The 20,842-nt window shown below is 35.2% G+C and carries 23 protein-coding genes; 2 read left to right on the forward strand and 21 right to left on the reverse strand.

The window, feature by feature from the left end:
- Window positions 1–314: 314 nt before the first annotated feature.
- From DFR79_RS14980 to DFR79_RS15050, 16 genes are all read right to left on the reverse strand, one after another.
- The gene (locus DFR79_RS14980; protein ID WP_133516281.1) at window positions 315–2,054 is read right to left on the reverse strand and encodes a methyl-accepting chemotaxis protein; all 1,740 of its coding nucleotides are present in this window, start codon (window positions 2,052–2,054) and stop codon (window positions 315–317) included.
- 139 nt (window positions 2,055–2,193) lie between these two features.
- Window positions 2,194–3,153: a D-2-hydroxyacid dehydrogenase gene (locus DFR79_RS14985; protein WP_133516282.1), complete on the reverse strand. Its 960-nt coding sequence runs from the start codon at window positions 3,151–3,153 to the stop codon at window positions 2,194–2,196.
- 67 nt (window positions 3,154–3,220) lie between these two features.
- Window positions 3,221–3,772, reverse strand: coding sequence for an AAA family ATPase (locus DFR79_RS14990; protein WP_133516283.1), 552 nt, complete (start codon window positions 3,770–3,772; stop codon window positions 3,221–3,223).
- Between the two features lie 110 nt (window positions 3,773–3,882).
- Entirely contained in the window at window positions 3,883–4,077 is a 195-nt protein-coding gene (locus tag DFR79_RS14995) for a hypothetical protein (RefSeq protein ID WP_133516284.1), read from the reverse strand.
- Between the two features lie 24 nt (window positions 4,078–4,101).
- On the reverse strand, window positions 4,102–4,683 hold the full coding sequence (locus DFR79_RS15000) for a GNAT family N-acetyltransferase (RefSeq protein WP_133516285.1): 582 nt from the start codon (window positions 4,681–4,683) through the stop codon (window positions 4,102–4,104).
- 63 nt (window positions 4,684–4,746) lie between these two features.
- A complete protein-coding gene (locus DFR79_RS15005; RefSeq protein ID WP_133516302.1) occupies window positions 4,747–5,061 on the reverse strand; it encodes a heavy metal-binding domain-containing protein in 315 nt (104 codons plus the stop codon).
- Window positions 5,042–5,269, reverse strand: a complete 228-nt coding sequence (locus DFR79_RS15010; RefSeq protein WP_133516286.1) for a hypothetical protein — start codon at window positions 5,267–5,269, stop codon at window positions 5,042–5,044. The genes DFR79_RS15005 and DFR79_RS15010 overlap by 20 nt, the downstream gene beginning before the upstream one ends.
- A gap of 27 nt (window positions 5,270–5,296) precedes the next feature.
- Window positions 5,297–5,524, reverse strand: a complete 228-nt coding sequence (locus DFR79_RS15015) for a DUF3796 domain-containing protein (protein ID WP_133516287.1) — start codon at window positions 5,522–5,524, stop codon at window positions 5,297–5,299.
- 24 nt (window positions 5,525–5,548) lie between these two features.
- A complete protein-coding gene (locus DFR79_RS15020; RefSeq protein WP_133516288.1) occupies window positions 5,549–6,304 on the reverse strand; it encodes a class I SAM-dependent methyltransferase in 756 nt (251 codons plus the stop codon).
- A 215-nt stretch (window positions 6,305–6,519) separates the two neighbouring features.
- On the reverse strand, window positions 6,520–7,014 hold the full coding sequence (locus DFR79_RS15025) for a GNAT family N-acetyltransferase (protein WP_133516289.1): 495 nt from the start codon (window positions 7,012–7,014) through the stop codon (window positions 6,520–6,522).
- Between the two features lie 31 nt (window positions 7,015–7,045).
- On the reverse strand, window positions 7,046–7,831 hold the full coding sequence (locus DFR79_RS15030) for a nucleotidyltransferase domain-containing protein (RefSeq protein ID WP_133516290.1): 786 nt from the start codon (window positions 7,829–7,831) through the stop codon (window positions 7,046–7,048).
- Between the two features lie 169 nt (window positions 7,832–8,000).
- Window positions 8,001–8,171, reverse strand: coding sequence for a hypothetical protein (locus DFR79_RS16195; RefSeq protein ID WP_166638078.1), 171 nt, complete (start codon window positions 8,169–8,171; stop codon window positions 8,001–8,003).
- Window positions 8,172–8,305: 134 nt separating this feature from the next.
- Window positions 8,306–9,163: a DegV family protein gene (locus DFR79_RS15035; protein WP_133516291.1), complete on the reverse strand. Its 858-nt coding sequence runs from the start codon at window positions 9,161–9,163 to the stop codon at window positions 8,306–8,308.
- A 92-nt stretch (window positions 9,164–9,255) separates the two neighbouring features.
- Entirely contained in the window at window positions 9,256–10,152 is an 897-nt protein-coding gene (locus tag DFR79_RS15040; RefSeq protein WP_133516292.1) for a sensor domain-containing diguanylate cyclase, read from the reverse strand.
- A gap of 169 nt (window positions 10,153–10,321) precedes the next feature.
- Complete coding sequence (locus DFR79_RS15045; protein ID WP_133516293.1) at window positions 10,322–10,615, reverse strand: SHOCT domain-containing protein; 294 nt, start codon at window positions 10,613–10,615, stop codon at window positions 10,322–10,324.
- Window positions 10,616–10,772: 157 nt separating this feature from the next.
- Complete coding sequence (locus tag DFR79_RS15050; protein WP_133516294.1) at window positions 10,773–14,588, reverse strand: phosphoribosylformylglycinamidine synthase; 3,816 nt, start codon at window positions 14,586–14,588, stop codon at window positions 10,773–10,775.
- Window positions 14,589–14,948: 360 nt separating this feature from the next.
- On the opposite strand from DFR79_RS15050, the gene DFR79_RS15055 reads away from it, so the two are divergent.
- Entirely contained in the window at window positions 14,949–15,839 is an 891-nt protein-coding gene (locus DFR79_RS15055) for a LysR family transcriptional regulator (RefSeq protein WP_133516295.1), read from the forward strand.
- An 18-nt stretch (window positions 15,840–15,857) separates the two neighbouring features.
- On the opposite strand, the gene DFR79_RS15060 is transcribed toward DFR79_RS15055, so the two are convergent.
- Together DFR79_RS15060 and DFR79_RS15065 are read right to left on the reverse strand one after the other, a co-directional pair.
- Window positions 15,858–17,036, reverse strand: a complete 1,179-nt coding sequence (locus DFR79_RS15060) for a phosphopentomutase (RefSeq protein ID WP_133516296.1) — start codon at window positions 17,034–17,036, stop codon at window positions 15,858–15,860.
- Between the two features lie 89 nt (window positions 17,037–17,125).
- Window positions 17,126–18,058: a ParB/RepB/Spo0J family partition protein gene (locus tag DFR79_RS15065; RefSeq protein ID WP_133516297.1), complete on the reverse strand. Its 933-nt coding sequence runs from the start codon at window positions 18,056–18,058 to the stop codon at window positions 17,126–17,128.
- A gap of 168 nt (window positions 18,059–18,226) precedes the next feature.
- Between DFR79_RS15065 and murB the strand changes: the two genes are divergently transcribed.
- Complete coding sequence (gene murB, locus DFR79_RS15070; protein ID WP_133516298.1) at window positions 18,227–19,153, forward strand: UDP-N-acetylmuramate dehydrogenase; 927 nt, start codon at window positions 18,227–18,229, stop codon at window positions 19,151–19,153.
- Here the strand turns inward: murB and DFR79_RS15075 are convergent.
- From DFR79_RS15075 to DFR79_RS15085, 3 genes are read right to left on the reverse strand one after another with little or no spacing between them, the layout of a single operon-like run.
- Window positions 19,150–19,371, reverse strand: a complete 222-nt coding sequence (locus DFR79_RS15075; protein ID WP_432207100.1) for a GIY-YIG nuclease family protein — start codon at window positions 19,369–19,371, stop codon at window positions 19,150–19,152. The two genes, murB and DFR79_RS15075, sit on opposite strands and share 4 nt — an antisense overlap.
- 55 nt (window positions 19,372–19,426) lie before the next feature.
- On the reverse strand, window positions 19,427–19,915 hold the full coding sequence (locus DFR79_RS15080) for a ferritin-like domain-containing protein (RefSeq protein ID WP_133516300.1): 489 nt from the start codon (window positions 19,913–19,915) through the stop codon (window positions 19,427–19,429).
- Between the two features lie 30 nt (window positions 19,916–19,945).
- Window positions 19,946–20,524: a TetR/AcrR family transcriptional regulator gene (locus DFR79_RS15085; protein ID WP_133516301.1), complete on the reverse strand. Its 579-nt coding sequence runs from the start codon at window positions 20,522–20,524 to the stop codon at window positions 19,946–19,948.
- Window positions 20,525–20,842 lie beyond the last annotated feature (318 nt).

Genomic DNA, 20,842 nt, shown 5'->3' on the forward strand with positions numbered 1-20,842 from the left:
TTTTTATGCTGTTTTTCTATTCTCGCCTGGCCGCCACCAAGTCGGATTTTATCTTTTTTATTTTCTAATGAGTTTTCCTTATCTTCTACTGACATAATTTTACCTCCTTTATCTAATCGACACATTTAAGGATAGCAAAAAACTGACTACAAGTCAACTGAGATTGGCAAATTGTATCTGGCTAAAATTACTATTAAAATTTATTTTTTAAACAGACATTAGAATAAACTAATTTAACATTGCAATTTGGGTTTATATTTTAAAAAGCCCGGAAGCAAAAAAAATATTTGCCCGGGCCTTTAATTTTTATATATTTAACTTTTATATTTTGAAGTAATAACAGTTAAATTTTGAGCCATTTCTGCCAAATCTTCTGCAGCTTTGACAATGTCAATTGTCGAATGACTCTGTTCATCTGAAGCTGCGGCTACTTCTTCTGCTATCGAAGCAGATTCATGGCTGATTTCCGAAATGTTTTCTACAGCCTGATTTACATCTTTTCCTTTAAGCTTCATTTCCTGAGAATTATCAGCAATTTCATTTATTAAGTCACTCAATCGAAAAACAACTTTTTTAATTTCTACAAAAGTTTTTTCGGCTCTGGATACCGCCTGACTGCTGGCTTTAACCCCCTGTTCAGACTGATCCATCATTTCTGTAGTGTGACTAACTTTTTTCTGAATCTCTTTAATTAAACTATTGATGTCATCTGTAGCGGTGGAAGATTCTTCGGCCAATTCTCTTATCTCTTCCGCAACCACACTAAAACCACGACCGGCTTCCCCGGCCCGAGCTGCTTCAATTGCTGCATTTAAAGCTAAAAGATTAGTCTGATCTGCTATACCATTAATTATTTCAACAATTTTACCTATCTGTCCTGATAATTGATCTAACTCTGTTACACTTTTTAGAACAAACTGCTGATTATCTACCACTACTTCTATCTGGTCTGCAGTAGTTTTTACAGCTTTACTTCCCTTATCAATTTCAATTCCTGCTGTTTCTGCCTCAGATTTAATAACTTCTGCTTTTTCTGTGATGGAATCAATTTTATGATCAAGTTCGGACATGTTTTTCTCAGTTTGATCCAGCATATCATTTTGTTTCACAGTTCCCTGAGCCAGTTTTTTGATAGAATTACTTACTTCATCAGCAGAAGCTGACATTTCTTCACTGCTTGCCGATAGTTCCTGACTCGAAGCCGCCAGATTGTCAGCGATATTTGCCTCTTTTGTTACTGATTCCAGAAGATTTGTTTTCATTACTTTAAGTGCCTCTGCAATTGATCCAATTTCATCTTTTCGGAGGCTGTATTTATTTAAGGCTTTACTGTTATCATCTCTAAGATCAAAATCAGAAAGTTTATTAATTATCGAGGTTAGCAGTGTAATTGGCCGGGCCAGATAATTTGCAATCAAATAAGTTAAAACCAACGAAATCAATAGAATTATAGCTCCAATTATTAAAAATTGGTTTCTGAGCTCTAAATAAGAACTTCTAATATTATTGATGTAAACTCCGGTTCCAATAATCCAACCCCAGGGCTCAAAGCCCTTGACATAAGAAAGTTTAGGTTCTACCCGACCTTTCTGATCATAATACTGCCACTGATATTCTACAAAACCAGCGCCTTCCTCTTTTACCACTTCTACCATCTCTTTAAATAAATATTTTCCATTCGAATCCTGAATCGAAGCAATATTTTCACCTTCTAAGCTTTTAGAATAAGGATGCATAATCATCACCGGCTGCTGATCATTAATCCAGAAATAATCCTGATCTCCCGGGCCAAAAGTCATCTTTTCAAGTACTGCTGCAGCCCGTTTTTGGGCTTCATTCCGACTTAAATTGTCCGCAATCTGCTGCTGATAATAATATTCTATAACTCCCAGAGCCGAATTAACCATTTCTTTAACCTGCTCTTTTTTCTCCTGATAAAGCGTGTTATTCAAATTATTTAAAGAATAAAAACCAAGACTCAAGACTGTTAAAATAACTAAAAAAACAATAAAACTAATCATTTTTCCCTTAATCCCAACTCTAATCTTCTGCACTGGCCACAAACCTCCCAATTAATACTAAAAATTATAGTAATTTATTGTTAATTATTATTATATTTAGTTCTGTACATAAGTTAATTTTCCTGCTTTAAATTTTTAAAAAACTGCTCTATTCAGAGCAGTTAATAATAAATCAATATTTCAGTTTAAAATCTACCTGGTTTAACAATTCTTGCTGATCCAAATAATGTTTTAAATTATCTTTAAAAATTTCAAAACGACGCTGATCATTGGTTGGAGAAAATCCAGAAGTATGAGGAGTTAAAATCACATTGTCCATTTCCCACAGGCTGCTTGATTCCGGTAGTGGTTCCGGTTCAGTTACATCAAGTCCAGCTCCAGCAATCCAGCCTTTTTCTAGAGCTTCCACCAGATCCTCCTGTTTAATCAGCGAACCCCTGCCAATATTAACGATAAAGGCTGAATTTTTCATCTGCTTCAATTCTTCTCTACCGATTATTTCCTTAGTTGCCGGAGTTGCCGGAAGAGTCAGAATCACATAATCAGACTTTTTAAGCAGTTTATTTAAATCCTGTTTTAAATAAATCTGGTCAACATAATCGGGAAGCTCTGTCACTGTTCTTTTTAAAGCCAGAACTTGAGCCCCCCAGGCTTTAGCTCTTTTAGCAATAGTACTGCCAATATCACCCAATCCTAAAATCCCAATTGTCGAATTAAAGAAATCTTTGATTTCATTTTTGCGCTGCCATTTCTTTTCCATTTTGTCATATGCATACTCAATTAAATTTCGGTTGTGGGCCATAATCATTGCAAAAACATGTTCTGCAATCGGTTTACCATAAACACCACTGGAATTTGTGAGCACAATATCCTGATTTTGATAAATTTCCTTATTGGCATAACGATCAACACCGGCACTGGGCAGATGCAGCCATTTTAGGTTCTCAGCCTGTTTAACTAAATCTGTTTTGGGCCAGCCAAATACTATTTCACTTTTTTTAATTAATTCAGAATAATCACTGCTTGATTCTACAATATCTAATTTCATTTCTGGAGCAATTTCTCGAATCTCAGCTTCAGCCTCTTGAGGTAGATCAAAAATTTCATTTGTTAAGACTACAATACTGCTCATTTTATCCCTCCATATCTAAAATATATTTCAATTAACAATCAGTAAATCCACTATCTTTTAACTAAAATTAACTTTCCAGTTCTTCAATTTTATTTTTAATAATTTCCATAATTTCCGCTACAGATTTTTCCCCTTCAATTTTTAAGACAGGACATTCCAATTTCTGCATCCATTCTTCGTGAGTTCTCTTATTTCTAATTTCTGTCTGGTCATAATCATATCTGGCAGCTGAGTCTAAAAACTTCTGATGCCGCTCAAACATTTTTCCACCCGGTAAAACAGCACTGCCAAAACGTTTTTGTTCTCTACTCCTTAACCGCTGCAGCCTGACATTTATTGGCGTCCAGAGATAAATAACAAGATCAAATTCTTCCCTAAAAATATCCCCCCAGCCGCAAAAAGACCCGCTGATTATCCAGCCTGATTCCTTTTCGAGATCCTCCTTAAGCAGCCGACGCCTTTCTTCAATAGAACGCAGATATTGATAAGGTGGATCTGTTGGCTTCCAGAAATAATTATCTGCATCAAAATGAGCCAGATTATATTCTTTGCTCAGTTTTCTACCGATAGTAGTAGTCCCGGAACCTGATGGCCCCAGAATATGTATGTGGTTAATCATCTATCTGCTCCTTATTATAAAAATTGATTGCTCTTTAAAGTTATTATTCGATAAAGTTAATTAATTACCTGCTTTTAAAATAAAAGCGGACAGGTAGCTGCCCACTTTTATTAATAAATATTTCTTCTATTCCCGATAAGCCTTAATGATAATAGTATTTCTATGCCACCAATCATAAAATATATAGTATGTAAAACATCAACCGAAATCCCCATTGGATCAAGAGGGTTAATTATTGCTCCCCCACCCCCAAATAAAGCTCCAATTCCTACAAAAAGATGTAAAAAAATCAATAGTTTCTTCATAATTTCCTTTCTCCTGACTTTCCATTATTCCCTGGTCTGATCAACTTTTTGCTCAACCAGATTCGGTATTTTGCCTTCAAATTCTGAAGCTAAGACATCCATATAGATTTCATCATATTTTTTTCCAGCTATAATATGAGCCTGTCTTCTGATGCCAATCTCTTTAAAACCGCACTTTTGATAGCACTTAATCGCCCTTTTGTTAAAAGCATAAGCTTTTAGCTCCACATTGTTTAAGTTTAAAAGATTGAAAGCATAATCCAGAAGCAGTTTCATTGCTTCAGTTCCATAACCTTTATTCCAGAATTCTTTATTGCCAATAAAAATACCAACCTCGCCTATTCGATTAATTAAATCAACATTCATCAGCCCACAATTTCCCAAAAGTTTGTTATCTTCCTTATTTACTATGGCAAAATTATAGCCTTCCTGACTTAAACTTTTCAGGGCTTCTTTTTCCTGGTCCAGAGTATAGGTATTGTGGGGCATAGATAAATTAATTGTTATTTCTAAATCATTTAACCATTCTGTGTATTTTTCTGCATCTTCAATATTTATTGGTGATAAGTAAATTCTTTTTCCTTCTATTTTTTTGAAATAACGCATAAATTAATTCCTCCAGATTTCTTTCTGTTTTTACAGTATAAATTTTTAAATATATTTTTGATTTTATTTTAATTTAACAGCGGTTCCATAAGCTAAGATTTCTGCAGCTCCTCCCATTACCTGAGAAGTAGTAAAACGCACATTGACCACTGCATCCGCATCCAGTTTGCCAGCTTCTTCCAACATTCTTTTTAATGCTTCTTCCCGGGCTTCACTGATCATTTGAGTATATTCTTTTACTTCTCCCCCAATTATATTTCTGAGACCTGCCATTATATCATTACCAATATGTCTGGCTCTAATTGTATTTCCTCTAACTAATCCTAAAACCTCAACAATCTCTTCCCCAGCAATTTCTTCAGTATTCACGATGATCATATTTTTCATTTTTCTTATCCTCCCTTCTTTCTTTAATTAAGGCGATCAAAATCACAATCAAAGCAATAATAAGTCCAAGCAGTGCTATTTTGATCAGCAGCGGCAGGCCAGGATCATATATAATTGCCATAAATAAATGATAAACTCCTGCTCCCAAAAGCAGAGCGAGACTTAAAAATAATATAATAGTCCCTATTTTTTTGAGCATTTTAACCCCCCTCACTTTTGATTATTTTTAAACTGTAATCACTCCCAGTAAAGCAAGAAAATATAGTAAAAAACCCAGCAGTCCTAATATACCAAGGTATTTCAATTTTGGATATTTATACTGAAAAGCTGAGAAAAAACTAAAGAAGGAAAAATATAATAAATAAATTGGCTCATCAAGACTAAATGCCTGAAATCCCATAAATCCTAAAAATCCAAGAAATCCAAGACGCCAATCATAATTGTTTTTATCCATAAATAATCCCTCCTGAACTTTAATTTAATTTTTCTGAGCTGTAAGAATCAGTGGAATCGAGCTTAATTCCCGATACTGGTCACCACCCGGACTTCCATATGTGCTTTCAACTTTAAAATCTGCTGCCTGTAAATTAGCTTCCAGTTCACTTTTACAGAGAGGATATAGTTTTATCTCATTTTCTGATAAAATTTGATCATCAAAATGATCAATTAGTTTAGTTTTAAAATATATTATATTTTCTTTTTCATTGTAGTCATAATTGCGCTCAAAACGGACAGAATCATCTTTGCTGTAAATTGTTGGTAACCCATCTAAATTCAACTCCAGAATTCGCCGATAATTAACTATCTGGACAAATATTTTACCATTTTCTTTTAATAATTCTGCAGCCAGAGCTAAAAATTCTTTAATCTCATCTTTTTTTAGATGAACCAGTACATTGCCAATGACATAAATCCCATCACAGCTGGCTGATCTAAATTTCTTCTTCAAATTTAACATCCCCAGTCGATAAAAATCAACATCTGCTTTAACTTTTTCCATTTTGGATTCTGCCAGAGAAATCATCTCTGCATCAAGATCAATCGCTTTAACCTGATAACCCTTTTCAGCCAGAGCCAGTGCATAACTTCCTGTACCACAGCCAACATCCAGAAGTTTGATATTTTTTCTTTTTTCTTTCAGATCTTTAAATGTATTATCTATCAACTCAAGCTTATTAGAATTAAGCGGGAAAATTTTATCATAGTTTTTACTGAATTCAGAATAAAATTCCATTTTGATCATCTCCTGTTCCTGTGATATTTATAATTAAAATACTTATTATTTGAATTAGCTGTAACTCCAAAAAATCCTGCTTTTTAAAAAAAGAAAAAGCCCTCCACTTTCAACTTTAGTGTAAGGCCAAAATAATGATTATGTTTTTATTGGAATCCAGTTGATCTCTATAAATTGCGGCAATTTTTTCTGTTTTATCCAGATGTTCAGCATATTTAAACAAAACAATAATAATCTTTATCAATATTTTCATTTGATTTATCAGGTGAATAACCAGCTTTTTCTAGCACTTTTGCCGAAGCAAGGTTCTCTTTTCCTACAATTCCCCAGATTGCTTCCAAATTAAATTCTTTTTGAGCCCAGTCTGAAAATCCTTTGACCGCCTCAGTAGCGTAACCAGCTCCCTGATGTTTTTCTTCAACAGCATAACCAACTTCAATAAGACCACCAACAGGACTTAAGCCAATATGACCAATTAAATCACTGTTCTCATTTAATTCGATACCCAGAACAAAAGGTTTTGTAGAAGGATCTATTTCAGAATAACATTCAATTAAAAAGTTTATAACTTCAGCCGCTTCCTTTTTATTCTGATAACACTGGTCAGGCAGCCATTTTTTGATCCCCTCTTCCTGACTCATTTGATAAATTTTTTCTAAATCGCTTTTTTCAAAAAATCTAAAATTTAGTCTTTTGCTTGTTAAAATAATTTTATTTTACATTGATTTCTCCTTTGATCTATTATAAATCAGCAACCGGAGTTTTGTCATCCAGCCAGCTTAACTCCGTATCCTGCATAAAAATATTGGGCCACCTTAACTCAGACTGAGGCCAGTCTTTATACTCTTTTATTTTTTGATAAAATTGATCTATTGACTTTTGATCAGGAGAACTCATTAGCTGATCAATAATCATCATTAAATCAGACGGCTTATTTTCAAGCTCAGACAAAACTTTTAAAAACCATTTGTGGAAAGGATATAGGGTTTCATTTTCTGCCAGTATTAGCCTGCCTCCAAAAAGTACAAAATTATTTACAGAGCGATTTAAAAGATACATATTATTATGTTTTATTGCCTCTTCAGCATACCATTTCCAGGCCTCAAACTGGGCGTAAAACCTAACTATTTTATCTCTTTTTTCTTTTTTAGGGTAAATTATAATCTTCTCTAAAAGTTCTTCTAAATTATCAATTTCCGAATAAATAATTTCTGCTCCCTCAAAAGCAAATCTAGCTGGCTCACTTCCCTTCTGAGATACATTTTTCATAAAATTTAAATCTATGTATTTACCATCCACATATTCTGCAGGTTTAACAGCTAAGTCCTGATTAAAATATGTTAGTTCTCCTCTTTTCTTTCTCTCATTATAGTTTTCAGCCGAAATTATAAAAAGAACATCTACATCAGAATTTTTTCTGGCATAGCCGTGAGCTATTGAACCACAAATCAAGGCAGCTTTTATTTCTGGATCTGCATTAATCTTGTCTTTTAAATTTTCAATTGTTTTTGCATGATGTTTAAACATTTTATTCCCCCAGAATTATTTTATCTGAAATACAATCTCTAATAACTAATTTATAATTCTTTATATTTTGGCATATTCCTTTAAAAAATAAAAAAAACCTCTCTCAGCTGCAAACTAAAAGAGGTTTTTCAAAATAATTTTATTTTTTTATTTCTCATTATTAATGTTATTAATGTTTTCTCCAACATAACCACCATTCTGAACATTCGACTTCCCCCTGTTTAATTAGCTCATTTCTCTTTTCAACATGGGACTTATTATTTTCTGGATTCTTAACTAATTCATAATCAAAAATCTGATTATCTGCCCAGTTCAACTTAAATTGTTTCTTTTTAGCCATTTTTCTCCCTCCTTAATTTGATTGATATTGATTACTAATTTCAATTATAGTAAAGTTGAGTTAAATTGTCAAGTATTAAAGCAAAAAAAAGAACAGCCCCCTGGACTGCTCATAAAATAATTTTTTCTATATATTTATTTATCAAGCTCTGTCAGGACAACACCAATTAGACCGGGACCGGTATGAACTACCATAACCGGACTGATCTCACTAAAATATGTCTCTTTAACTTGAGCCAGCTCTTTAAACTTCGCTAATAACCCCTGTCCCTCTTCTTCAGCAGCTGCATTCATTACATCAACAACATATTCTCTGCCTTCCTGTAATCGCTCTTTGATTATGGAATACATTTTCTTCAGTGAGCGTTTACGTCCTCTAACTTTTTCAAAAGTAAAATATTCACCCTCATCATCGATGGCAATTATAGGCTTGATGTTTAAAAACTCGGCAATTGTTCCAGATACCTTACCAATTCTACCACCTTTTTTGAGATATTTAAGGGTTTCCACCACAAAAAAGACCTCTATTTTTTCTTTTTTAGCTTCAACTTTTTCAATAATTTCGTCAAAACTTAATTCATCATTTTCAACTAAAGAATTTGCGTACATTACCAGTCTACCCAGACCTTTAGAAAGCATCTTAGAATCAATCACTTCTACCTCTATTCCTTCTATCTGATCAGCAACCATCATACAATTACTGTAGGTTGCAGATAAGCCACTGGAAATATGAATAGAAATAATATGAGTATAACCTTCATCCTTTAGCGTATTATAAACATCCATAATTTCCTGGGGAGAAGGCATAGAGGTAGTTGGAATTTCACGGTCAAAGCTCTCATAAACTTCAGCCGGAGTGATATCAACCCGATCATGAAACTGCTGGTCACTGTAAATAACCTTCAGTGGAATGGATTTTATTCCAAACTTCTCTAAATCAGTTTTGGTTAAATCAGAAGTACTGTCAGTTACAACTGCAATTTTTTTCTTCATAATTTATTCTCCTTTATTTTTAAAGACTTTAAAAAATTATTAATCTGCAGGGAATTTGATTTTTACATTAACAAATTTTATTATAGCAGATATTAAGCCTTATGAGCAAGTTTCTGAGGATAATTAACTACACAATTACCTCCCTCATTTTTGCAAATATACAGCGCTTTATCTGCTCTATCAATCAAATCTTCAATAGACTTCTCCTCATTTAAAGTAACAGTTCCAATACTGCAGGAAATTTTTAGATCTTTTTTGTTTGCAATTACAATCTTATTTATATTATCCTGAATTCTGATTGCGACTTGATTTGCAGCCATCCTATCGGTTCCAGGAAGTCCAACTATAAACTCATCTCCCCCATATCTGGCAAAAACATCAAAATCTCTGACAACCTCATTGACTGAACTACTAATTGCTTTTAAAACCTGATCTCCTATCAGATGTCCATAACTATCATTAATCAACTTAAATTTATCTACATCAAACATAATTAAGGATAAAGGAACATCATTTTCTAATGCCTTAAAATATTCCTCGTTCATTGAATCAAAAAAGTGCTGCCGATTTAAAATACCTGTTAATCCATCTCTGGTAGCTCTTTCTTTGTACTGCTGACCTCTAATTCTTTCTGTTATATCAACACAACTGCCCACAAAACCAGAAAATTTACCAGCATCATCATAAAATGGAGCTCCCGAATCATCTATCCATCTATATTCTCCATCATGGCGTTTAAGTCTGTATACCATCTGAAATTCTTGTTTTTTGTTGAAATTTTCTTTATAAATATTCAGACAGCGCTCCTGGTCGTCAGGATGAACACCTTCTTCAAACCAGCCATAACCACATTCTTCGCCTAAACTACGTCCCCGGAAATCCAACCAGGTCTGATTAAAATAATAGCATTTTCCATCCACCCCGGAGACCCAGATTAAATTGGGAGTGTTTTCTACTATTAACTTATATTGTTCTAACTCCAGCCCCATAAGCTCATCTCCTCTCTACTCAAAATACAAAATTATTAATATTTAACTTTATTATACTATTATTGCACGTTAATGTACACCTTCCGTTTACCTGTCGGTTTTTGTCGAAAATTAAAACAGCTGTGATTCTTTTTTAAGAATCACAGCTGTTTTAATAGATTTATAAAATTTATTTTCTCAAATTCTTGATAATTTCTTCAAATTCTTCTCTGGAAATTTCACCCTCAGCATAACGCTGACGGGCTATTTCTTCCGCATCATCTCTATGGTTACTGCTTAACTGCTGATCATTATAACTTCCATCTCTTTGCCTGTAATTATTATTTTCATTACTTCTCTGAATAATAAAATAAATCACTGCAGCCAGGATAATAAACCAGAAAAACATCATAAAACCTCCACCTCCCCAGAAACTGCCAAATCCCATATGGCCAAATCTACCCATATGTCCTAATCTAAACATAATATCACTACTCCTTATTTAAACTTAAATATTTCGTTTCAATTATATCATAAGGGGCAAATGTGAAGGAAGTATGAATTTAAAGATTTTATTCTCTTTAATAGCATTTACTTGTCGTTTTTCGACATAAAATGACAAGTAAACGGTAGGTGTACGTTTATTTCTTAAAATAATCTACGCCAGCCTGAAAGAGTTTTTGATCTTTTTTACCGCTAATATTTTTTGCTACATTGTTTCCAATTCGCTCAGAATGTCCCATCTTACCAAAAACTCTACCATCTGGGCTGCAAATTCCCTCTACTGCAGCAAGGGAACCATTTGGATTATGAGGGATTTCCATTGTTGGATTCCCTGCTAAATCTACATACTGAGTAATAATTTGTCCATTCTGCTTCAGCTTTCTGAGTTCTGCAGGTTCTGCTGCAAAACGACCTTCTCCATGGGAAACCGGGATTGAATGAATTTCTCCCACCTCAACATTGGCAAGCCAGGGAGATTTTGTGGAAACAATTTTTGTATTTACCATCTGAGAAACATGACGTCCAATTGTATTATAAGTCAAAGTTGGTGAATCCTCAGTTAAGTCTCTAATCTTACCATAGGGTAAGAGTCCAAGCTTAACCAGAGCCTGAAAGCCATTACAGATTCCAAGCATCAAACCATCCCTATCATTTAATAACTTCATTACTACCTCTTTAATTTTCGGATTTCTAAATACTGCCGCAATGAACTTCCCGGAACCATCTGGCTCATCTCCTGCACTAAAACCTCCCGGCAGCATTACAATCTGGGAGTCGCTGATTAATGCAGCCATCTTTTCAATTGAATCTTCTACCTGTTCTGGCTCCAGATTTTTAAAGATAAAAGTTTCAACTTCAGCCCCAGCCTCTCTAAACTGTCGGGCTGTATCATATTCACAGTTTGTTCCCGGAAAAACAGGGATTAGAACCCTGGGTTGGGCAACTTTTATCTGTGAGCTAAAGCTCTGCTTCCGCGGAAAATATTCAGGATTTAATAATTCTTTTTCTACCTCTGGCTCGACTAAAGCAGTAATCTCTTCATCTGCCACCTCAGTTTTATAGATTTTTTCCAGCGGCTCTTCCCAGCTTTTAAGTGCTGCAGCTATTGAAATTTCAACTCCATTAATTTTAATTACTTCTTCTTTGATAGTCTTTCCGATTACTTTAAAATCTAAGTCATTAAACAATATTTCTGGCTCAAAAGCTGCTGGAACTTCTAAAATTAGGGCTCCATATTCTGGTGAAAATAACTCTTCCGGACTCAGTCTGGCAGTAATTTCAGCTCCAATTTTATTACCAAAACTCATCTTAGAAATTGCTTCAGCCAGTCCACCAATTGTAATCGCAGAGGCAGCATAAATCTTCGCTTCGGAATTTAATTTCTCAACTCTACTGTAATTCTTTTTTAGTTTAGCTATCTCCGGCATTTCAGCTTCATCCCGCTCAACTGGCAGATACACTAACTTACTCCCCGATTTTTTAAATTCGGGTGAAATAACATTGTTAACATCAACTGTATCTACTGCAAAAGAAACTAAAGTTGGTGGTACGTCAATATCTTTAAATGTTCCAGACATACTGTCCTTCCCACCAATTGCAGGCAGCCCAAAATCTTTCTGAGCTCTGTAAGCTCCCAGCAGGGCACTAAATGGCTTTCCCCAGCGCTCCGGATTATTTCTCAGACGCTCAAAATATTCCTGGAATGTGAATCTGATTTTAGAATAATCTCCCCCAGTGGCTACAACTTTAGCAACTGATTCGATTACTGCATATAAAGCTCCGTGAAAAGGGCTCCAGGTTGTTAATTTAGAATCATATCCATGGCTCATAATTGTACCCGTATTTGTTTCTCCCTTGATTAAAGGGATTTTTGCTGTCATAGCCTGAGTTGGTGTCAGCTGATATTTACCTCCAAAGGGCATTGTAACACTGCCAGCTCCGATTGAACTGTCAAACTTTTCGATCAAACCTTTTTGACTGGCCACATTGATATCAGCCAGATTCTGCAGCCACTTATCTTTTAAATTTTTTGTTTCCGGCAGACGCTCCCCTACAGCCTTTTTGAAATAGTTTTTAGCTGCTATCGGCTTTGAGACCTTAACTTCAGTTTTTTGAACTGCTCCATTTGTATCCAGAAAAACACGGCTTAGATTAACAATCTGATCATCATTCCATTCCATAATTAAACGGTGGTGATTCTTAACCTCTGCTACCACTGTGGCTTCCAGATTTTCCTCTGCTGCCAGCTGAATAAATTTTTCCACATCCGCAGCATCAATTACAACCGCCATTCTTTCCTGCGATTCTGAAATTGCAAGCTCTGTTCCATCTAAACCTTCATATTTTTTGGGGACAGCATCCAGATTAATCTCCAGGGCATCAGCCAGCTCACCAATAGCAACCGAAACTCCTCCGGCTCCAAAGTCATTACAGACCTTAATCTTTTTGCTGACTTCAGGATTTCTAAACAGACGCTGAATTTTTCTTTCAGTTGGAGGATTACCCTTCTGTACTTCTGCACTGCTTTCTTCTATTGAATCTTCAGTATGCACTTTTGATGAACCGGTTGCACCCCCACAGCCATCACGCCCTGTTTTTCCACCTAAAAGTAAAACTATATCTCCCGGCAGTGCCTCACCGCGTACTACATTTTCTTTTGGTGCTGCCGCAATCACAGCCCCAATCTCCATATGTTTGGCCAGATACCGCTCATTATAAATTTCGTTAACCATTCCAGTTGCCAGTCCAATCTGATTTCCATAAGAGCTGTAGCCATCAGAAGCTTCCTGTACAATTTTCTTCTGCGGCAATTTCCCTTCCAGAGTCTCTTCAATCGGAGTTCTGGGATCACCAGCACCAGTTACCCGCATCGCCTGATAGACATAAGAACGTCCGGAAAGTGGATCTCTAATTGCACCTCCAAGACAGGTTGCTGCTCCCCCAAAAGGTTCAATCTCAGTTGGATGATTGTGGGTTTCATTTTTAAACATTACCAGCCAATCTTCCTCCTGACCATCAACATCTACAGTCACTTCAATACTGGCAGCATTTACCTCGTTTGAAATCTCTAGATCTTCTAATTTCCCTTCTGCTCTTAATTCTTTCATCCCCAGCAGGGCAATATCCATCAGGCAGATATCCTTTTCTTGATTTTGATAGATCTTCTGGCGGCCATTTAAATACTCCTGATAAGCTTTTTTTACTTCCTGAGTAAACTTGCTTTCTTCTATTTCAACATTTTCAATTTTTGTTAAAAAAGTTGTGTGTCTGCAGTGATCAGACCAATAAGTATCAAGTACTTTGATTTCTGTAATTGTCGGATTTCGATTTTCTTCGTCTCTAAAATATTTCTGAGTATGTTTCAAATCAGCTAAACTCATTGCCAGACTAAGTTCAGCTAAAAGATCTTCTAAACCCTGTTCATCAGCTTCAATAAATCCGTCTACAGTCTCTACCTTTTCCGGCACTTTATACTGCATTTCCAGACTGGCTGGTTTTTTGAGTGCTGCTTCTCTCGAATCAACCGGGTTTATATAATAGTCCTTAATTTTATCTATCTCTGTTTTACTTAAATCTCCCTTCAAAATGAAAACCTGGGCCACCCTGACCGTCGGCTTCTCATCATTATTTAAAATCTGAATACACTGCTCAGCCGAATCAGCCCGCTGATCATACTGTCCCGGAAGATATTCAACAGCAAAAATTTCTTCATCAGCTGCAGTCTCAATCTTCTCCTGGTTGATTAAATCAACAGGTAACTCAGCTAAAATTGTCTCACAGGCTTCCTGATAGGCCGAATCGGAAATATCTGTAATATCATAGCGATTAAGCAGCCTGAGTTCTTCTAAATGATCAAGTGCAAGACTTTCTCTAAAATCATGCAAAAGCTCCTCAGCTTCTACATCAAAACCTTCCTTTTTCTCAACAAAAACCCGTCTGATCTTATCTGACATTTTAAGCGCCCCTTTTTGAAAATTTTTATGTAACTTCTGTTATTAATTCTAAATAAGAAAATTAATGAGTGACTCTAAAAAATTATTAATATAACTTGTTGAATATTTTGATTAAATTAGCTCAAAAAACACGAGGTTTTTTGCTGCCTGCACAACAGGAGGTTGTGATCAGGAAGGCAAGCTAATTAAATCAAAATATGAAACTTAGTTATTCTTTGATTTTTTAATGGAAAGATATTAATTTTCTTATTTAGAATTAACTTTTACCTGGGCAAAAATTACTTGCAATTTAATTATAGAATGATACAATTGAGAAGTAAAATTAATAATACTAATATCATTAATAAGGAGAGATAATCAATGGCTTTGAATTTTGAATTATATAAGGTTTTTTACCAGGTAGCAGTAGATTTAAGTTTTTCAAAGGCAGCTGCCAAACTCTTTATTTCTCAGTCAGCAGTCAGCCAGAATATAAAAAATCTGGAAAAAGAATTAGAAACTGAATTATTTATTAGAAGTACCAAAAAAGTACAGTTAACTGAAGCGGGAAAAATACTTTTTGAACATATTGAGCCGGCTTTTAATTTGATTGAAAATGGAGAAAAAAGTATCAGAGAAATCAACGCTTTAGAAAGAGGAGAAATCCATATTGGTGCCAATGATACAATTTCCAAGGATTATCTACTCCCCTATTTAAAAAAATATCACCATCTTTACCCGGAAATACAGATTCAGATTACAAATAGAACCTCCAGTACCTGTATTGAGCTCCTGCAGCAGAACAAAGTTGATCTAATCATCAGCAATCTCCCCAATCCAAAAATCACTGATCAGATGGAATATCAGGAAATTTTTAGCTTTAATGATCTTTTTATAGCGGGCAGTGAATTTAAAGAATTGAGAGAAAAAGAGATTAAACTGAAGGAAATAAAATATTATCCTCTTTTAATGCTGGAAGCAAAAACTACAACTCGAAAATTTCTGGAAGCTGCTTTAACTAAGCTGGGGATAGAAATTGAGGCTGCAGTTGAACTCGGCAGTGTTGATTTATTAATTGAAATGACAAAGATCGGTCTCGGTATTGCACTGATACCCGAATACTGTCTGGACCTCAAAAAAGAAGAGTTATTTGAAGTTAAAACAAAAGAAAAACTGCCAGCAAGAAAACTGGCAGTTGTTAAAAATAAAAAGATTCCACTTTCCAGAGCTGCTGAAAAATTTTTAGATCTGCTGCCTGAAAACAGAGAATAATAATCTAATTAGAAAAACTTAATCAACTATGAGATCCAAAAAGCTTTTTCCATTTTTCAGCTGCTCAATCTCAAAAATATCAGCAATTGTTGCAGCAATATCGCAAAAAGTATCTCTAACACCTAAGTTTGTGTTCTTTTTGATTCCTTTACCATAAACCAGTAGTGGAATATATTCTCTGGTATGGTCAGTACCCGCATGAGTCGGATCACAGCCGTGATCTGCAGTGATTATCAGCAGGTCATCATTTTTCATAGCAGCTTTGATTTCTGGAATCCTCTGATCAAAATCCTTAAGAGCAGCTGCATAACCCTCAATATTCCGGCGGTGGCCGTAGTTCTGATCAAAATCAACCAGATTAGTAAAAATTAAGCCTTCTTTACCCTGATCTAAAAACTCCACTGTCATGTCAATTCCAGCCATATTATTGGAAGTAGTAATAGAATTAGAAATTCCGCTGTGATTAAAAATATAAGTTATTTTCCCCACAGCATTTACTTCCAGGTCATTATCCTGCAAATAATTTAAAATAGTCGGCTCCGGTGGCGTTAAAGAAAAATCTTTTCTTCTTTCTGTCCGCTCAAAGTTACCCGGTTCTCCCAAAAATGGACGAGCAATAACTCTAGCAACCGCATGCTCACCCTGCAGAATTTCTCTGGCCTTTTTGCAATAACCATATAGTTCATCAATTGAAACCACATCTTCGTGAGCTGCTATCTGGAAGACACTATCTGCAGAAGTATAAACAATTGGTTTTCCTGTCTCCATATGCCTTTGGCCAAGTTCCTCGATAATAACTGTGCCTGAGGCAGGTTTATTGCCCAGTGAATCTCTTCCAATTGCTTTATGGAACTGATCCATTACCTCAGCTGGAAAACCATCTGGATAGGTCGGAAAAGGCTGTTCTGAAATCAGGCCAGCAAGCTCCCAGTGACCAGTAGTGGTATCTTTACCTTTTGATTTCTCTGCTGCTTTTCCATGAGCTCCCTCAGCCTCCAGCTCAGAATCAAGGCCTTTAATTTGTGCTATTTTCCCCAGCCCCAGTTTTTCTAAATTTGGCAGATCAAATCCACCTATCTCAGCTGCAGTATTCTGCAGTGTCGCAGCTCCCTGATCTCCATATTCCTCTGCATCTGGCAATTCTCCAATCCCGACACTATCCATTACCATCAAAATCACTCTATTAAACTTTTTCAAAATACCACCCCTAAATTATTAATATTTGATATTGTTAGACGTCAGACCTCTTTTTTGAAAAATTCAGTTCTTAATTCAAAACTCTGCCTTTATTTAGCCTGAGTCTTAATATCTGTAACTAATGATTCTACAGATTTATCTTTTAAATCTGGAATTAAAATCCCCATTATCTGATAGAGATATAAAAATTCATCTAAAAGCTCTTTTCTATCTTCTTCTGGAAGATTACCCTCTTCTTCCATAAACTCCTCCAGATTATCATTGATATTACTAAATGATCGAAATAATTTGCGAACCGGATTATGTGAATTCTGATCACTATCATCATCCCAGTACTCTTTCATTTTCATTCTTTCCCGTTTTAAAAGTACTGCCGCAACCGCTTCTTCCATTGGAATATGAAGATACTTATAAAATAAATCTATTACCTCCTGTGTCTCCTTCCGGCTCAAATTATGTTTAATTACTGCATCCAGCAGCTGGTTAGCTTTACTGGGATCACCTGTTTTAGATGCCAGACCGTGAGCCAGGCTCAAATGAGATAAAGTTATAGGTGAGTCTTCTTTTAAGACTTCCCTTTGATATTTTTCCTTCATCTCCAGAATATTGAGCCAGAGAGTTAAAGTTGTTCTGGCAACACCCAGTTTTTCAGCTGCATCTTTTTTACTCAGATTATTAGCTTCCATAAATTTATTAATAGAAGTTGCTCTCTCCAGGGGATTTAAATCCTGCCGCTGTAGGTTTTCAATTAGCTGTATCTGCCTAAATTTCTCCGGTGAAACTTCATCTTCCAAAATTACCGCTGCTATTTTTTCCTTTTCATCTTTTTTAACAGCCCTCAGTCTTCTTTCCCCTGCAACTAAAAGATAATGATTATCCTTTTTCTGAACTACAATCGGCTGCAGCTGTCCCACTTCTGCAATCGATTTTGCCAGGCTGTCTATTCTTTCTTCCGAAAAATTTTGTCTAACCTGATCCGGCCGACTTTCTATCTCCCGCAGTGATATCTCCTTATATTTCATTTTTACCCCCCATTTAAAGCCTTATCTGAATCAAAACTAAAAATAAACTTTATAAAATTGATTTTTATTCGCTTTTAACATATTATATTATTAGATTGTACTTAAAATTAACTACTAAAATCAAACCCTTACTTTAACAGAATATTAAATCTCAAAGGAGCATCCAAGATGGAAAAACTATCTGATATAAATAGTTTAACAAATAAACTGGAGAAAATAAACTACCTGAAGCTAGAAAAAAATAAAAATTTAGCTGAATTTGCAAGTTTTAAGGTTGGAGGCCCTGCAGATCTTTTCCTGAGACCAGAGAAGATTACTGCTTTAAAAAAGTTAATGCCGCTGATTGTTAATTCCAGGATCCCCTATTTTATTTTAGGAAAAGGAAGTAATTTAATTATTTCCGATAAAGGTTATCGCGGTATTATTATTTACACCGGCAGTTTGAATCACTATCAATTTGAAGACAATCAGATCACTGCCGAATGTGGTCTGGAGCTTAAAGAAATTGCCGACCTGGCCTGCGAGAATTCGTTAGGTGGTTTTGAATTTGCAGCCGGAATCCCGGGTTCACTGGGAGGAGCACTTTACATGAATGCCGGAGCTTACGGTGGAGAAATGAAAGATGTAATTGTTAAGGCACAATTTATAGATCAAAATGGAAAATTAATCGAACTCAGCAAAACTGAACTAAAGCTTGAATACCGAACAAGCATTTTACAAAAAGAAGAGCCAGACTGGATTGCAGTCAATGTTACAATTGAACTTAAAAAAACTAAAAAAAGTTTAATCAAAGCCAAAATGGATGAACTGCATAATAAACGCTGGAGCAAACAGCCGATGGACTTACCAAGTGCCGGTAGTATTTTCAAAAGACCTCCAGGACACTATACAGGTCCCCTGATCGAAAAGGCGAAAATGAAAGGTTTTCAAATTGGGGGAGCTCAGGTTTCTACCAAACATGCAGGCTTTATAGTCAATAAGGATCATGCCACTGCTGAAGATATAGTCAATCTAATCGAAAAAGTTAAAGAAGAGGTTTATAAAATAAGCGGTGTCCAACTTGAAGTCGAACCCCGCTTTTTAGGAGAATTTTAATCTATCAGTTCCTCCTTTTTTCTGCGGGGGAGCTGCTTGATTTCATATTCTCTTTTCTGGGCCTGACTGCGGTTTTTAAAGGATTCCTGATGACGGAGCTTAACCGGAATCCGGCCCCGGGTATATTTAGCTCCCTGCCCCGCATTATGTTCTTCCAGTCTCCGCTCTACATCAGTGGTATAGCCTGTGTAAAGACTGCCATCACTGCATTCGACCATGTAAATGTAATGTAAATCATCAGTCTTATTATTTTTTATAACTTCTCGTTCTTCTTTATTTTTGTCCATATTCCTGAATATATTTGCCGAGTGCTCTTAAGTGCTCTTTTTCTTCTTCAATTAGCTGATTAACAGCTTCGATCGTTTTACCTTCATTGTACTCGCACATTTCACGATAAAATAGAATAGAATCTTTTTCAGCCTGAATGGCCAGTTTTAAAGCTTTTTCTACATCATTTAAAGCTTCAATTGATTCTCCACTGTCATCCTTGGGAAAAATAGAATACTCAACCAGATAATTAAAATAAGCACTAACCTCCTCTTCATAGAGATAATCTGCGTCATCTCTTCCCTCACGCAGTTCCTCAGTTAAGGCTACAAATTTTTCGTAGTGATCCTGTTCATCCTGAGCTAACCTTTTAAAAAGTTCTCTCAAATCCCTATTTTCAGTCGCCTCAGCATGTTTTAAGTAAAACTTTTTTCCTCTTATCTCAATATCCTTTGCCATCTCCATTACTTCTAATGCATTAAATCTCTCTTTCATGATTAATCCCTCCAAATAATAAAATGATCATTAACTAATTGCTTTATTTAAATAATTACTTATTTTGTCTGCTGCTTCGTCAATATCAAAGTCTTTCTCACTTAAAATAAGTCTCCTCATTACTATACTTTCCATAATTCCAACAAAAGCACAGGCAAAATAATCAAAGTCAATATTTTTTGATATGTAACCTTTTTCTATCAAAAATTGGTATAAATTATTTAAGCGCTGGAAGCGTTTTGCTTCCATTTTTTTAAATTCATCTCCAAATTCTTCGTTTACAGCAACTGCTTCTCTCAAAATAATTATAGAAAGGTTTTCATGCTTTTTATAAAGTCTAAAAAATTTAAGTAACATTTCTTCAAAAAAATTTTTTAAATCTTTATTATCTGTAGCAAAAGTGTAATTATCAAATACTTCTAGAAATATTTCTTCATATCTTTTTATCAGAGAAATAAAAAGATCCTTCTTGCTGTTAAAATATAAATAAAATGTCCCCTTTGCAATGCCAACTTTCTCGACTATCTCGGCTATATGAGTATTATAATAGCCTCTGGCTGCAAAGATTTCTATTCCAGCCTGAATAATTTGTTCTTTGCGATCTGCCACCTGTTACCCCTTCTCATTTATTTATTTTATTCTTTTTAATTATATCACATTTTTTTGATTATTTAAATAAAAAGGCACAATAAAAAGCTCAGCTTAAAAGCTGAGCTAGTTTAATAATAGAGTTTTTTACCTAAAATCAACCTGATTTCTGACTATATTAACTAGTATTTTTAATCTCTTTTATCTAAATTTACATAATCACTTTATAAATAATAAAACAAGCAATCGAGTAGGAGGGAAATAATTAGTTTATTCCCCGTCCTCTCACACCACCACAGCGTACCGTTCGGTACTGGGCGGTTCATTAAGAATTAATTA

This window comes from Halanaerobium saccharolyticum (assembly GCF_004362045.1).
GTDB lineage: Bacteria > Bacillota > Halanaerobiia > Halanaerobiales > Halanaerobiaceae > Halanaerobium > Halanaerobium saccharolyticum_C.